Annotated in this window: 12 protein-coding genes; 7 read left to right on the forward strand and 5 right to left on the reverse strand. The window is 70.5% G+C overall.

Annotated features, from left to right (window positions below; translation table 11 throughout):
* Positions 1–37 precede the first annotated feature (37 nt).
* Complete coding sequence (locus tag Q0Z83_RS36910) at positions 38–655, reverse strand: carbonic anhydrase (protein WP_317787917.1); 618 nt, start codon at positions 653–655, stop codon at positions 38–40.
* 181 nt (positions 656–836) lie between these two features.
* Between Q0Z83_RS36910 and Q0Z83_RS36915 the strand changes: the two genes are divergently transcribed.
* Both Q0Z83_RS36915 and Q0Z83_RS36920 read left to right on the forward strand, forming a co-directional pair.
* The gene (locus Q0Z83_RS36915) at positions 837–1,781 is read left to right on the forward strand and encodes an alpha/beta fold hydrolase (protein WP_317787919.1); all 945 of its coding nucleotides are present in this window, start codon (positions 837–839) and stop codon (positions 1,779–1,781) included.
* A 183-nt stretch (positions 1,782–1,964) separates the two neighbouring features.
* Positions 1,965–4,091, forward strand: coding sequence for a HelD family protein (locus Q0Z83_RS36920; protein WP_317787920.1), 2,127 nt, complete (start codon positions 1,965–1,967; stop codon positions 4,089–4,091).
* Here the strand turns inward: Q0Z83_RS36920 and Q0Z83_RS36925 are convergent.
* Positions 4,088–5,014: an SMP-30/gluconolactonase/LRE family protein gene (locus tag Q0Z83_RS36925; RefSeq protein ID WP_317787921.1), complete on the reverse strand. Its 927-nt coding sequence runs from the start codon at positions 5,012–5,014 to the stop codon at positions 4,088–4,090. The two genes, Q0Z83_RS36920 and Q0Z83_RS36925, sit on opposite strands and share 4 nt — an antisense overlap.
* 177 nt (positions 5,015–5,191) lie before the next feature.
* Between Q0Z83_RS36925 and Q0Z83_RS36930 the strand changes: the two genes are divergently transcribed.
* Together Q0Z83_RS36930 and surE are read left to right on the forward strand one after the other, a co-directional pair.
* The gene (locus tag Q0Z83_RS36930) at positions 5,192–6,133 is read left to right on the forward strand and encodes a PfkB family carbohydrate kinase (RefSeq protein WP_317787922.1); all 942 of its coding nucleotides are present in this window, start codon (positions 5,192–5,194) and stop codon (positions 6,131–6,133) included.
* 35 nt (positions 6,134–6,168) lie between these two features.
* Positions 6,169–7,005: a 5'/3'-nucleotidase SurE gene (gene surE, locus Q0Z83_RS36935; protein ID WP_317787923.1), complete on the forward strand. Its 837-nt coding sequence runs from the start codon at positions 6,169–6,171 to the stop codon at positions 7,003–7,005.
* A gap of 7 nt (positions 7,006–7,012) precedes the next feature.
* On the opposite strand, the gene Q0Z83_RS36940 is transcribed toward surE, so the two are convergent.
* A complete protein-coding gene (locus Q0Z83_RS36940) occupies positions 7,013–7,357 on the reverse strand; it encodes an STAS domain-containing protein (protein ID WP_317787924.1) in 345 nt (114 codons plus the stop codon).
* A 291-nt stretch (positions 7,358–7,648) separates the two neighbouring features.
* On the opposite strand from Q0Z83_RS36940, the gene Q0Z83_RS36945 reads away from it, so the two are divergent.
* From Q0Z83_RS36945 to Q0Z83_RS36955, 3 genes are all read left to right on the forward strand, one after another.
* Positions 7,649–8,026 (forward strand): hypothetical protein, encoded by a 378-nt coding sequence (locus Q0Z83_RS36945; RefSeq protein WP_317787926.1) that lies wholly within the window; start codon positions 7,649–7,651, stop codon positions 8,024–8,026.
* 125 nt (positions 8,027–8,151) lie between these two features.
* Entirely contained in the window at positions 8,152–9,630 is a 1,479-nt protein-coding gene (locus Q0Z83_RS36950; protein ID WP_317787927.1) for a serine/threonine-protein kinase, read from the forward strand.
* A 96-nt stretch (positions 9,631–9,726) separates the two neighbouring features.
* Positions 9,727–10,359, forward strand: a complete 633-nt coding sequence (locus Q0Z83_RS36955; protein WP_317787928.1) for a hypothetical protein — start codon at positions 9,727–9,729, stop codon at positions 10,357–10,359.
* A 51-nt stretch (positions 10,360–10,410) separates the two neighbouring features.
* Here Q0Z83_RS36955 and Q0Z83_RS36960 read toward each other — a convergent pair whose 3' ends face one another.
* Together Q0Z83_RS36960 and argS are read right to left on the reverse strand one after the other, a co-directional pair.
* On the reverse strand, positions 10,411–12,192 hold the full coding sequence (locus Q0Z83_RS36960; protein ID WP_317787929.1) for a bifunctional metallophosphatase/5'-nucleotidase: 1,782 nt from the start codon (positions 12,190–12,192) through the stop codon (positions 10,411–10,413).
* 105 nt (positions 12,193–12,297) lie between these two features.
* A complete protein-coding gene (gene argS, locus Q0Z83_RS36965) occupies positions 12,298–13,941 on the reverse strand; it encodes an arginine--tRNA ligase (protein ID WP_317787931.1) in 1,644 nt (547 codons plus the stop codon).
* Between the last annotated feature and the right edge of the window lie 89 nt (positions 13,942–14,030).

Consider the following 14,030-nt stretch of genomic DNA (forward strand, 5'->3'; position numbering starts at 1 on the left):
TTTCGGCCGGGAGGCGCTTTTTTGCATGATCAGTGGATCAAGGCAGGAACTCGACCCAGCCGCTGTCCAGGTCGTAGACGGCCCCGGCCACCTTGACCCGGCCGGCGGCGATCTCCGCGGCCAGCTCGGGCACGTCCCGGAGCCGGTCGACGGTCCGGCTCACGTGCTCGCGGACCGCCTTCTCGTCGGTGTCCTCGCCCTCCAGGCCGACCGCCTGCACCGCCGGCGCCAGCTCGTCGACCAGGTAGCCGACGTGGCCCACGTCACTGCCGGGGGTGACGCCGGACCGCAGCGCCTCGACCGTGGCGTGCACCGCCCCGCAGCGCTTGTGGCCGACCACGAGCACGAGCGAGACGCCCAGCTCGGCGACCGCGAAGTTGATCGACCCGATCAGCGAGCGGTCGAGCACGTGCGCGCCGGAGCGGGCCACGCAGATCGAACCGAACGTCTGGTCGAAGATCGCCTCCAACGGCACCCGGGAGTCGATGCAGCCGAGCACCAGCGAGTGCGGCTTCTGCCCGTTGGCGGTGGCGGCGGCACGTGCCACGTCGTGGCCGTAGCGGGGACGTCCGTAGACGAAACGCTTGTTGCCGGCGATGAGTTCGCTCATGGCTGCGGAGGACGTGCTGACCTGGGCGTCACGAGTTGCCGTCATGTTAGGGATTTTCGTCGGCCCGGCCGCAGGGTGAAGTGTTTGCGAGGTAACTCACTGTCCCGTCGTCGCGCTGCCGGTAGAGGCGAAAGTCCCACCGAAACATGCTGGTAATACTCCGGATCACGAGTGATGCTTATTACCCGCGGGTACTGCGGGGACCGTGACCATCACGGAGGTACCCATGTTCACTCTCGCCGACGGCGTACGGCTGCACGTCTCCGTGACCGGCCCCACCGACGCGCCGGTCACCGTGGTGCTCTCCCATGGGTGGTGCCAGGACCGGCGTACCTGGCGGCAGCAGATCGCCGCGCTCGGCGAGATGGGGCACAAGGCGCCGCGGGTGATCGCATACGACACCCGGGGTCACGGCCGGTCCAGCGCCACCCATCTGCGCTCGGCCACGCTGGCCCAGCTCGGCGACGACATGGCCGAGGTGATCCGCCGCTATGCCCCGGCCGGTCCGGTGGTGCTGGCCGGCCACTCGATGGGCGGCATGACGATCATGGAGTACGCCCACCGCCACCCGGCGGAATTCACCGATCGGGTGAAGGGCCTGCTGCTGGTCTCGACCACGGCCGAGGGCCACACCCACACCCGGTACGGCCTGCCCGACCAACTGGCGGCCCTGATGCGGGCCGGCGAGACCCTGGGCGCGGGCCTACTCGCCCGGTCCGGGGCCTGGCGCCCGCACCGAGTGATGCTGCCCGCCCTGCGTCCCGCGCTGCGCTGGCTGCTCTTCGGCGACGAGTGCGCCGACGAGGCGATGACACTCACCATGGGCGGGCTGGGCCGGGCCCCGCTGCGCTCGATCGGTGGCTTCCGCGAGTCGATCGGCGCCCAGCTGCGCCTGGACACCCTGGCCGGGCTGGACCTGCCGGCCGCCGTGCTGGTCGGCTCCCGGGACCGGCTGACCCCGCCCGCCTGCGCCGAGTCGATCGCCGCGGCACTGCCCGGGGCCGAGCTGACGGTGGTGCCGGGCGCCGGGCACATGTTGCCGCTGGAGCGGCCGGCCGAGGTGTCGGCGGCCCTGGTCACCCTGGTGCGCCGGGCGGCCCGGCAGGCTAAGAAGGACCGCCGGCCGGTCAAGCCGACCATCGGACAGCCCCACTGCCGTAAGGCCGCGTGACTCGTTTTCCGGGGAAATGCACACCTCGCAGTGATTCGGCGACGATCCTGGGAAGTTCGAACTTCTGCGTGACCGCCGGGCTCGTTCGACGCGGGCGCACGGGCAGGAGTAAGTTCGATTGCCCCCTTCGCGCGAGCGCGTCCGCGCGTGTGGTGGTGCGCCACGAGAGGGAGAACAGCGGACTTGAGCGACACCACCGTCCTGGAGCAGGAGATCGCGGTCGAGCAGGAGCACGTGGACCGGGTCTACACCCGTCTCACGGAGCTGCGCCGGGACGCTTCACGGGCCGAGAAGGAGGGCTATCAGCTCGCCGGCGTCGGCACGTTCGGGGCGCTCGTGGAGCGGGATGCGATGGTCTTCCATCAGGCCCGCCGCCGGCACGCCCTGGATGCCGAGCACGAGGGCCTGGTCTTCGGCCGGCTCGACCTGAAGACCGGGGCCACCCACTACGTCGGCCGGATGGGCATCCGCGACGACAACGCGAAACCGCTGGTCGTGGACTGGCGGGCGCCCGCTGCGGCGGCGTTCTACCGGGCCACCCCGGCCGATCCGCTCGGCGTGGTCCGCCGCCGGATGATCCAGTCGGCCCGGGAGCGGGTCACCGGCATCGAGGACGACCTGCTCGACCCGGATTCGGCGCCGGACGGCATGCGGGTGGTCGGCGACGGCGCCCTGCTGGCCAGCCTGGCCAAGGCGACCGGCCGCGGGATGCGCGACATCGTGGCGACCATCCAGCGCGAGCAGGACGACGCGATCCGCTCCCCCGCCTCCGGCGTGACGATCGTCACCGGCGGCCCGGGCACCGGCAAGACCGCGGTGGCCCTGCACCGCGCGGCGTACCTGCTCTACTCCGACCGCAGCCGGTTCGCCGGCGGCGGCATCCTGGTGGTCGGCCCGTCCGGCGTCTTCGTGGACTACATCGCGACGGTCCTGCCGTCGCTCGGCGAGGAGACCGCCACGCTGCGGTCGCTGGGCTCGCTGGTGCCCGGCTGGGACGCGACCCGGGTCGACCCGGGCGACGTGGCCTCGATCAAGGGCTCGCTGCGGATGCGCCGGGTGCTGGAGCGGGCCTCGCACGACGCGGTGCCGGGCGGACCCACCGAGCTGAAGCTGCTCTACCGGGGCACGCTGCTGCGGCTGGACGCGAACGACCTGGACCGGATCCGGCGGTCGGCGCTTCAGCGCGGGGCGCGGCGCAACGAGGTCCGTGGGCACGGTTTCGACCGCGTCTTCGACGCGTTGTGGGCACAGGCGAGGGACGCGAAGGTACGGCTACCGGAGAAACGCGAGTTCGAGTCGGAGCTGGCCGATCGCACCGACTTCCGGGAGTTCCTCAAGGCCTGGTGGCCGCGGTTCACCCCGATGCGGGTGCTGCGCTGGCTGGCCGACCCGCGCCGGCTCCGGGCGTATGCGAACGGGGTGCTGTCTCGCGACGAGATAGCCACGTTGCAGGGCTCGTTCGACGCCCTCGCCGAGCACGGGCCGACGATCGCCGACGTGGCGCTGCTGGACGAGCTGGACGAGATCATGGGCCGTCCCCGCCAACCGCAGCGCAAGACGAAGAACCCGTTCCACGTGCGCGACGGGATCCAGGAGGTCAGCACCTACGCCGACCGGCAGGCCGCGGCCCGCGCCCAGCAGGTGCAGCGGGAGGAGGACTACCGGGAGTACGCGCACGTCGTCGTGGACGAGTCACAGGACGTGTCGCCGATGCAGTGGCGGATGATCGGGCGGCGTGGCTCCTACGCCTCGTGGACGATCGTCGGCGACCCGGCGCAGACCGCGTGGTCGGGTGACCCGGCCGAGCTGGACCGGGCGCGGGACCGGGCACTGGGCAGCCGCAAGCGCAACAGTTACGCGCTAACCACGAACTACCGGAACTCGTCGGAGATCTTCGAGGTGGCGGCTCGGGTCATCCGTACCATCATGCCCGATCTGCCGTTGCCCTCAGCGGTGCGCAGCACCGGCGTCGCGCCGGCCGACGTCGTCTCCGGCGTCCCCGGTCTGCCGGAAGCGGTCCGTGAGCTGGCCGAGAAGCAACTCGCCGAGGTGGACGGGACGATCGGCGTGATCATGCCGGTGCCGCGGCGCGACGAGGTGGCGGGCTGGGTGGCCGGGCTGCCGGAGCGGGTGCAGGTGGTGACCGCACTGGAGGCCAAGGGCATGGAGTACGACTCGGTGGTGCTGGTCGAGCCGTCGCAGATCGCGACCGACCCGGCCGGGGTCCGCACCCTGTACGTGGCGCTGTCGCGTGCGACGCAGCGGCTGACCACGGTGGGCACGAACCCCGACTGGCTGCCCGACGACTAGGGAATCGGCACGGCGACCGCGTTGTACGTGGTCTCCGGTGTCGGCGGAGTGGTGAAGCGGGCGTTCGGCAGGTAGAAGCGCTTGCGGTACTCGGCGATGGTGGTCGGCACGTCGAAGCTCGGGTCCGTGGTGACGGACTCGAGCGTCCCGGCCGTCCCGGACCGGTTCAGCTGGATCTCGGCGATCTGGTTGAGCCGGTTCTGCACGACGTAGAGACTGCGGCCGCGCAGCCACAGGCCGTCGCCGTTGGTGAGCAACGTGTCGCCCACGTCGATCCGTGAGGTGACTCCGGAGGTCGAGACCCGGAACAGGAATCCGGTGTTCGACTGGACGATGATCAGGCCGCGGCCGTCCGGCGTGGTGCTGATGCCGTTGGCGTTGTTGCCGGTCTGCAACACGATGTCGCCGGTGAGCGGCACCGCGACGGCTTCCGCGGGCAGCTTCCCGTGCCGGCCGAACGGCAGCTTGAACAGGGTCAGGCTGCGTGAGTCGGTGAACCAGGCGGCGTCGTCGGTGACGATCACGTCGTTGATGAACGGACCGTCCGCGGCCGGCCGCAGCTGGTAGCTCCGCAGGACGGCGCCGGTGCGCAGGTCGATCACCCGGGCGTCGCCGCCCGAACCGCCGGCCACGAAGAGCCGGCCGTCGTCGATCTTGAGGCCGAGCGAGGGGGTGCCCGGGCCCTCGGCGAACGTGGCGCCCACGCCGGTGCGCAGGTCCACGCGGTAGATGTCGCCGTCGACGCGGGAGCCGAAGTAGGCGTACGGCTTGTCGCCGATCGCGATGCCCTCCGGCTGGAAGCCGTTCGGCAGGGTGAGGGTGGTCGGTGGCGGGGTGGCCGGGGACGCCGCGGCGGGCACGGCGGACACGGTCACCGCCAGGGCGGTGAGGCAGAGAACGTTCGCAAGGGTACGGCGAAGCACGAAACTTCCTTTCCTATGCAGAACGGGTCATCAAGATTCTCATTGCACGCGAAGTCACACACAACCGGTAGAGGCAATGGCGATCATCCCTGGCTTCAGGGGACGATCGGGTCATGCCATACACACGGCATCTGTACTTTTTGCGAACCGCCACGCCGGATGCGCAAAAAGATAACAATGCGAGACATGAGTGACGGGCGTGTCATGGTCTTCGCGCCGGCCCCACAGCTGACGGTGACCATCGAGCAACACCACGACGAGCCGGAACTGCACGTCCACCCGGGCGGACAGGGCATCTGGCAGACGCGGATGATCACCGTGCTGGGAGCGCAGGTGACGCTCTGCACCGCCGCCGGCGGCGAGGTGGGGCGAGTGCTGGCTCCGCTGCTCGGCGAACTGCCGGGCGTGACGCTCCGGCTGGTCCGGCGGGAGCACGGCAGCGGCTGGTATGTGCACGATCGCCGCGGTGGCAGCCGCCAGGAGATCGCCGAGCGACCCGGGAGCCCGCTCTCCCGACACGAGCTCGACGAGCTCTACAACCTGACCCTGGCCGAGGGCCTACGCGCCGGCATCGCGATCCTCAGCGGGCCGGCCCATCCCTCGGTGATCAAGCCCGAGGTGTACGGCCGCCTCGCCGCCGATCTGCGCTCCAACGGCTGTCAGGTCATCGCCGACCTGTGCAGTCGCCACCTGGCCGCGGTGCTGGAAGCCGGGATCTCGGTGCTCAAGATCAGCCATGAGGAGCTGATCGCCGACGGGATGGCCCCGGACGGCAGCACCGGAGCCCTGACCAAGGCGCTGGTCCAGCTGCACGAGGCGGGTGCCGAGACGGTGCTGGTCTCTCGGGCCGACATGGGCGCGCTGGCGCTCTTCAACGAAGAGATCTTTACGGTCGCGCTGCCCCGGCTCACCCCGGCCGAGCATCGTGGTGCGGGCGACTCGATGACCGCCGGAGTCGCGGCCACCCTGGCCAACGGCGGCCGGATGGACGAGGCGGTCCGCACCGGCGCCGCGGCGGGCGCGCTCAACGTCACCCGCCACGGGCTGGGCACCGGGCACGTCGACGCCGTCCGGGTCCTCACCGAGAGGGTCCGGCTGACCCCGATCGAGAAGGCGTAGGCATCATGACCCCCTCCACGGGCGATCGCCCGCGAATGCGAATCCTGATCACCAACGACGACGGCATCGAGTCCCCGGGCATCCGCACCCTGGCCCGTACCGCCGCGCACGCGGGATACGAGGTCGTGGTGGCGGCGCCGCTGAGTGAGTCGAGTGGTGCCAGCGCCTCGATGACCGCGGTCGTCCAGGACGGCAAGATCGTCTCGGAGGCCCGGGAACTGGCCGGCTGCAAGAACATCCCGGCGTACGGGGTGGCCGCCTCGCCCGCCTACATCGTCCTGCTGGCGCTGCGCGACGCCTTCGGGCCCGCCCCGGACCTGGTGCTCTCCGGCATCAACCGGGGCGCCAACGCCGGAGCCGCGGTGGTGCACTCCGGCACCGTGGGCGCCTGCCTCACCGCGGCGCACGCCGGCCTGCACGGGCTCGCGGTCTCCCTGGACGTGCTGACCCCGGCGGCGGCCAGCGCGTCCAGCGGCGGTGCCGCCATCGCCGCCCTCGACAAGATCGACGATGAGCAGCACCACTGGATCAGCGGCGCCGAGATGGCGATCAAGCTGCTGCCGTCACTGATGCACACGCCCCCCGGGACCGTCTACAACCTCAACGTCCCCGACCTGCACGTGGACGGCATCCGCGGACTGCGGCAGGCGTCCCTGGCCCGGTTCGGCCAGGTGCAGATGAGCATCGCCGAAGCGGGCGACGGTTACGTCCGGACGGCGGTGCAGGCCGCCGAGGAGAATCTCGACCCCGGCACTGACCTGGCCGCGCTCGCGGAGAATTTCGCCGTCGTCACGCCGATCCGGGCGCCCCATGAGGACCAGAACATCCGGATCAACGTCGAGGGCGTGCTGGTGCAGAGCCCGGCCTACTGAGACGAGGTCAGGCGGTGACCGTCTCCTCGTCGAACGGCTGTGGATTGCCGAAGAGGCCGAGTAGGCCGGTGACCCAGAGCTGGCGGTGCGCGAACCGGCTCGGACGGGTCACGACCAGCTTGACGTCACTGACGCCGGCCAGCTGGAACGCCGCGACCAGGGCACTGATGCCCACCGAGTCGATGAAGGTCACGTGCCGCATGTTCAGCTCGATCCGTGCGGGTGATCCGGCGGACAGCTGGGCTGCCACTGCTTCACGGATCTCGTACGCGTTCTCGACATCGATCTCGCCTCGCGGCGACACCTCCACCGCGCCGTCGGCCAGCGTCGACGTCGTTATCGACAGCGTCACGTCTTCCCTCCACCCACCCGGCAGATCCGGGTGCTGTTCCTTCTATACGCGGGCGACCACGACGCCGGCCCCGGTAGGGCGGCGAGGAGTTACCCCCGAAAGGTTCGGTGAAACTGCCCGAAAGGTTAGGCGCCGAACCTGTTAGTCACCTGAGTGGCCCGTGTGAACCTCGTCAACACTACTGCGGGCCGTCAAATCGTTTTCGAACCGTGATGGCGTCCACACCGGACGTTTGTGGGCACCATAGACGGGAAACATCCCTGAATGACCGTGCGCTGGAGGTGACGGACGATGTTCGCGAAGAAGAACCGGGCCGAACGGACCGCCGAAGAGGCCTGGGAGCACCTCTCCAGCGCCTGGGCCACGGCCGGGGACAGTGCCGGTAGGGCCGGGCGCAAGAGCCGGCGGCTGGCGTCCCGAGCCGGCGACCGAGTGACATCGGTCACCGACGAGGCCGTGACCCGCGCCGCCGCGGCCGCCGACGCGCTGGCCGGACGCCGTCCGTCCCGCCCGTGGCTGCTGATCGCCGGGGTCGGCCTGCTCGGCGCGGCGCTCGGCTGGGCGGCGGCGAGCACGGCCCGGGCGGCGATCGAGCGTCGGGCCGAGAACGAGGAGATCGAGCTGGCCGAGACGGCAGTCGTGGTCACCCCCACGTACGACGACCACTGACCGTTCGGGGGCATCGTCGCAGGCCCTTGCTGCTCTCCCATGTCGAGCCCCGGCTCTGTACAGTTGAGCGGCATTCGGCTTGAACTCCTACAGCTCCCCGATCCCCGCACAGATAAGGTCCGCTGGTGCTCAGTGCAGGAAGCCTCCTGGACAACCGCTACCGGTTGGACGACCGGGTCGCCACCGGCGGCATGGGTGACGTCTGGCGAGGCACCGATGTGGTGCTCGGCCGGACCGTCGCGGTGAAGGTGCTGCGGACGGCGATGCTGGAGGACCCGGAGTTCGCCGCCCGCTTCTACGGCGAGGCCCGGATGATGGCCGCCTTCCGGCACCCGGGTGTGGTCGAGGTCTACGACTACGCGAGCGACGGCGACTACGAGGGCCCGGAGAAGGTCGCCTATCTGGTGATGGCGTTCGTGGAGGGCAACCCGCTCTCCAGCCGGGTCAAGGAGGGCCCGATCGGGGTCGCCGAGACGATGGCGATCGTGGCGCAGGCGGCCGACGCACTGCACGCCGCCCACGAGAACGGGATCGTCCACCGCGACGTCAAGCCGGGCAACCTGATCGTGAAGCCGACCGGCGCGGTGATCCTGGTCGACTTCGGGGTGGCCCGGTCGACCGCGATGACCAGCGTCACAGGTCTCAACGCGATCGTCGGCACCGCCCTCTACATGGCTCCGGAGCAGGTCGCCAAGGGCAACCTGACGCCCGCCACCGACATCTACGCGCTGGGCGCGGTGGCCTACCACTGCATCGCCGGGCGGCCGCCGTTCGACGGTGACAACGCGCTCCAGGTGGCGCTGCGTCACCTGGAGGACGACCCGGACCCGCTGCCCGACCACGTGCCCTACGAGGTGCGTGAGCTGATCGCCCGGGCGATGGCCAAGCAGCCGGCCGACCGGTTCCAGAGTGCGGCCGAGTTCGCCGAGGCGGCGTTCGCGGTGGCCGGGCCGATCGACTGGAAACGGCTGACCGGCACGTCGATGACCGCCCCGATCAGCCCGGCCCGGGTCGGCAGCGGGGCCTACCCGGCGGCCCGTCAGCCCAGTGGCGCCTACCCGGCCTACGGTTACCCGGGCGAGACCGGCGTGACCGCGCCGATCAGCCCGGCGGCGCCCCGGCAGCCGCTCCCGGCCCAGCGCAGCGTGGCCGCTCCGGTGCCGTACCCGTCCTCGCGGCCCGGTCAGTCGCCGACCCAGCGCGTCCTGATGTTCGTGATCCTCGGCCTCTTCGTGCTGGCCGGCGGTCTCGGGGTGGCCTTCGCGCTGGACGACGACACCCCGTCGTCCTCCACCGGGAACAACCCGAAGAACGAGGTGCCGCAGCAGGTGCCCGGCGGCCCGGTCGAGTCCGACGAGCCGAGTGGTGATCCGTCTCCGGTCGAGTCGGAGGACGAGGTGGTCAAGCCGTCGACGAGCCGTACCAAGAAGCCGTCGGCCAGCGCCTCGGCCAGTTCGTCGCCGAAGCCGAGCGCCTCCTCGCCGTCCCCGAGCCCGTCCTCGGCGTCGCCGACACCCGACAAGACCAGCGAGAGCCCCTCCCCCGACCCGGATCCGTCGACCCCGGTGATCCCGCCGGTGCTCGGCGTCGGCCTCGGCACCTGAAAAGCAACTGAACCCTCAACTCGGTCGGCCTGATGCCGATGGTCTCGGCGGCACGGAGAACCAGCCGGGCCGTCACGGGAAGAGGGTCGCACCACGATGACAGTCCAGACTCCACCGGAGCCGGGCCACTACCCGAGCGCGCCCCCGTGGGCCGGGCCGCCGGTTCCGGAGCCGCCGCCTCCCCCGCACACCGCCCCGCTGTACGGCGGGACCGTGCCGGCCTACGGATCTCCCGAGAACAAGCACGGCCAGCTGCTGGTCCGGTTCCCCGGTGAGGTGCACGACCTCAACCGGCCGGAGGCGCCGTCGTGGCGGCCGGTGGTGGTCTGGACGTTCCTGCTCAGCGCCCTCGGCATCATCTCGGTGCTGCGGCGGGCGTCCCAGGCACGTCGCTACGGGCGGCGCCGGCGGCCGTACTGGATCGCCTTCGTGGTGACGCTGGTGGCCGGTGGCGCCTTCTGGACGGCGACGGTGTTCAACGCGGCGATTCCGCTCTACCACTGGCACCAGGAGGCGGGGCTGACCGAGCAGCTCCAGACGGCGCTGGTCTCGGACGCCCGGGTGACCAAGAAGTTCGGCCAGGTCACCGCGGTCGAATGCACGTCGGAGAGCAAGCGGGACGCCGAAGGGGTACGCACCTACCTGTGCACCTTCGAGCTGTCCACCGGCAAGACCAACGGCATGTACGTGAACGCCGACACCGAGGGCAACTGGCGGGAGAAGGAGTGACAGCAGGCCGGCCCGGTCACCCGGGCCGGCCGCCGCTGTCCGGAAGGACGGTCAAAAGACCGGCACACCCTCGCGTACGAGCCGCCAGTTCGCAACGAAGAAGTCGGCCGGGTCGATGGCGCCCTTCGCCTGGGCCCAGTCGATGAGGAGCTGACGGATCTCCTGCTGGGCGTTGTAGACCTGGGTCTTCACGATGCCCGGGAAGCTGCCGCCGCCGGAGCGCCGGTAGTTGTTGACCGCGACCACGAACCGCGCGTCGGCGGCCACCTCCACCCCGCCGATCTGGAAGCGGGTGATCCGGCTGCCGACCGGCTTGCTGATGTCGATGTCGTAGTCGATGCCGGAGAACACGTCGTAGTTGTAGTCGGGCACGGCGGGGTCGCTGATCGTCTCCGGGTTCACCGGGGCGCCGACCGGGTGGGTGAGGAAGTACTTCGCGGAGTACTCCAGGTACGCCTTCACCTCGGCGCCGGTCAGCACGACCGCCTCCAGGGTGTTGTCGTAGATGTAGAGCCCGGCGACGTCCTTGATCTTCACATCGCCCTGCGGGAACACCGCGGTCCGGCTGAACGGCGCGGCGATCGACAGCACCGGCAGCGACGCGTACTCCGTACCGGCCAGGGCCGCCGTGACCGTGTCGGTCTGCACCTTGTTGATGTAGTCGAGGATCGGGGTGTCCTCGTACCGACTGGTCGCGGCGGAGAGCTCCACCGTCGACGCGGCGACGACCTGGTTGACGTACGCCACGGTCTTGTCGTGCTGCTTCTTCACCACGGCGAGGACCTTGGGGTCGGCCTCGACGGTGTTGGTGTTCAGCGACGCGGCCGCCTTCGACGTGATCTTCCAGCAGCCCTTGACCCGGGTGAGGTCGAAGTCCATCTTGGTGAGCCGCTGGCCCCACTTGGACGGCTCGGAGAGCAGCACCTGCTCGCCCGTCCGGAGGTTGGTCACGAACCGCTGCGCGACCTCACGGTGCGCGTGCCCGAAGAGGATCGCGTCGATGCCGGGCACCTGCTCGGCGATCAGCGCCGAGGGGTTCTCGTTGGGCAGCTCGGGGCCGTAGCTGCTGGTGCCGCTGTCGCCGCCGTGCGCGGAGATGAGCACGACGTCGGCGCCGCGGGCCCGCATGATCGGCACCCACTTGGCCGCCGTGGCGATCATGTCGGTGAACTCGATCTTCCCCTCGACGTTCGCCCGGTCCCAGATCGCCGAGCCCGGGTTGGTGAGACCGAGGATGCCGACGCGCAGCGTCGGCGCGTGCCGACCGAGCGAGACCTTCTTGATGACGTACGGGGTGAACGCCGGCTTTCCGGTCTTGACACTGATCGCGTTGGCGGCGAGGGCCGGGAACCCGAGCTGCCGGATCCACAGGTTCAGCAGTGGCAGACCGTAGTTGAACTCGTGGTTGCCCAGCGTCACCGCGTCGTAGTGCAGCACGTTCATGGCCCGCGCCATCGGGTGCTTCTCACCGGTCGAGGTGATCGGCTCCTGCTTGGCGTAGTAGGTGGCCAGCGGGGTGCCCTGGATCGTGTCACCGGCGTCCAGCACCAGGACCGGGCCGGTCGCCTCGGCGCGCAGCTTGTTCACCAGCGCGGCCAGCTTGGCCACGCCGACGTCGTTGTGGGCGCTGTCGTCGTACTCGGCGTCCCGGTAGTAGTCCCAGTTGTAGACGTTGCCGTGGGTGTCTGAGGTACCCAGCACGGTCAGGCGGTACGTGGTGGTGCCGCCACCCTGGTGAGCCTGCGCCGCCCCGGAGACCATCAACGGAGCGGCGACGCCGGCCGCGGACGCGGCGAGGACGCTCCGCCGCGAAACGCCTGTGGGATTGGACATTGCGGACCTCTCAGCATCAAAGTCAGGTGGCGCCTCGTGGGCGCCGAACACTGCACCCTAACGGCCGGTAAGGGGATCGGTCGATGGACCTGGATTGCGTGCCGGTCAAATCTGGTCGAGGGCCTCGATACCCAGCAGAAACATTCCGGTGTGGAGGGTCCGCGCGGTGAGATCGGCCAGCCCGAGCCGGCTCGCCCGCACGTCGCCCTCGGCCCGCAGCACCGGGCACCGTTCCCAGAAGACCGAGAACGCCACGGCCAGTCCGTGCAGGTGAACCGCGAGCCGGTGCGGTTCGGCCGCGGCCGCGGCGGCCCGGACCGCCGGTTCGAAACCGAGCAGCGCCAGCGCCAGCGCCCGCTCGGCCGGCTCGGTCACCGTCACCGGGCCGGGGCCGCTACCCGCCTTCCGGAACAGTGACCGGATCCGGGCGTAGGCGTACTGCAGGTAGGGGCCGGTGTTTCCGGTGCTGGCGAGCATCCGGTCCCAGTCGAAGACGTAGTCGCCCATCCGGTCGCCGGACAGGTCGGCGTACTTGATCGCGCCGATGCCGATCGCCGGTTCGCTGGCCCGGGAGGTCGCCTCGTCGAGCAGTTCGGCCAGTTTGATCGTGTCACCGGCCCGGGTCTTCAGCATCTTGCCGTCGGCGCCCAGGATCGACCCGAACCCGATGTGCTCGGCGATCACGTCGTCGGGCAGCCAGCCCGCCTCCCGCGCGACCGCGAAGACCATCTGGAAGTGGATCCGCTGCGGGCTGCCGACCACATAGAGCATCCGGTTCGCGCCGAGTCTCCCGACCCGGTGCCGGACCGCGGCCAGGTCGGTCGCGGCGTACCCGAAACCGCCGTCGGCCTTGCGCACGATCAGCGGCAGTGGGGCGCCGTCCCGTCCGGTGAACCCGGCCGGGAACGCGCAGAGCGCGCCGTCGCTCTCGACCAGCAGGTTCTTCTCGGTCAGTCCGGCCACCACCGCCTCGAGATCCTCCTGGTACCGGCTCTCCCCCGCGAAATCGTCCGGGCCGAGGGTGACACCGAGCCGGGCGTAGACGTCCAGGAAGTACCGCTCGGACCGGGCGACCAGCTCCCGCCACAGCTCCCGGGACAGCGGGTCGCCGGACTGCAGCGCCACCACCCGCATCCGGGCCCGGGTCCGGAAGTCGTCGTCGGTGTCGAACTTGACCCGGGCCGCCTGATAGAAGGCGGTCAGGTCGCCGATCGAGTGGTCGCCCGCGCCACCGGCGTCGATCAGGTGCTCGACCAGCATGCCGAACGGGGTGCCCCAGTCGCCCAGGTGGTTCACCCGGATCAGGTCGTGACCCAGCCATTCGTACGTCCGGGCCAGGGCGTCCCCGATGATCGTCGACCGCAGGTGGCCGACGTGCATCTCCTTGGCCACGTTGGGGCCGGAGTAGTCGACGACGATCCGCTCCGGTACGGCGACCGGGGCGACACCCAGCCGCTCGTCGGCGGCCGCCGCCCGCAGCGCCCCGTCGATCAGGTCGCCGGTCAGGGTCAGATTGAGGAAGCCCGGGCCGGACACCTCGACCTCGGCGATCCCGGCCAGGTCGGCGGCGGCGGCCACCTCGGCGGCGATCGCCCGGGGCGGCCGGCCCAGCTCCCGGGCCAGTCCGAGCGCCGCCCCGGACTGGAAGTCGGCGTGCGGCGAGGCCCGGACCGCCGGATCGACGGGATGGCCGGCGACCGCTTCGAAGGCGGGGGCGAGCCGGTCGTGCAGAAGAGATTCGAGATTCATGGTCGACTCCGTCGATGATCAGGACGGGTCGGACCGGTGCCTTCTCCGGCTCCGGCGGGTGTCGACCCGCCGGAGGGAAGGCATGGCTT

Origin of the sequence: Actinoplanes sichuanensis (genome assembly GCF_033097365.1) — a bacterium.
Classification (GTDB): domain Bacteria; phylum Actinomycetota; class Actinomycetes; order Mycobacteriales; family Micromonosporaceae; genus Actinoplanes; species Actinoplanes sichuanensis.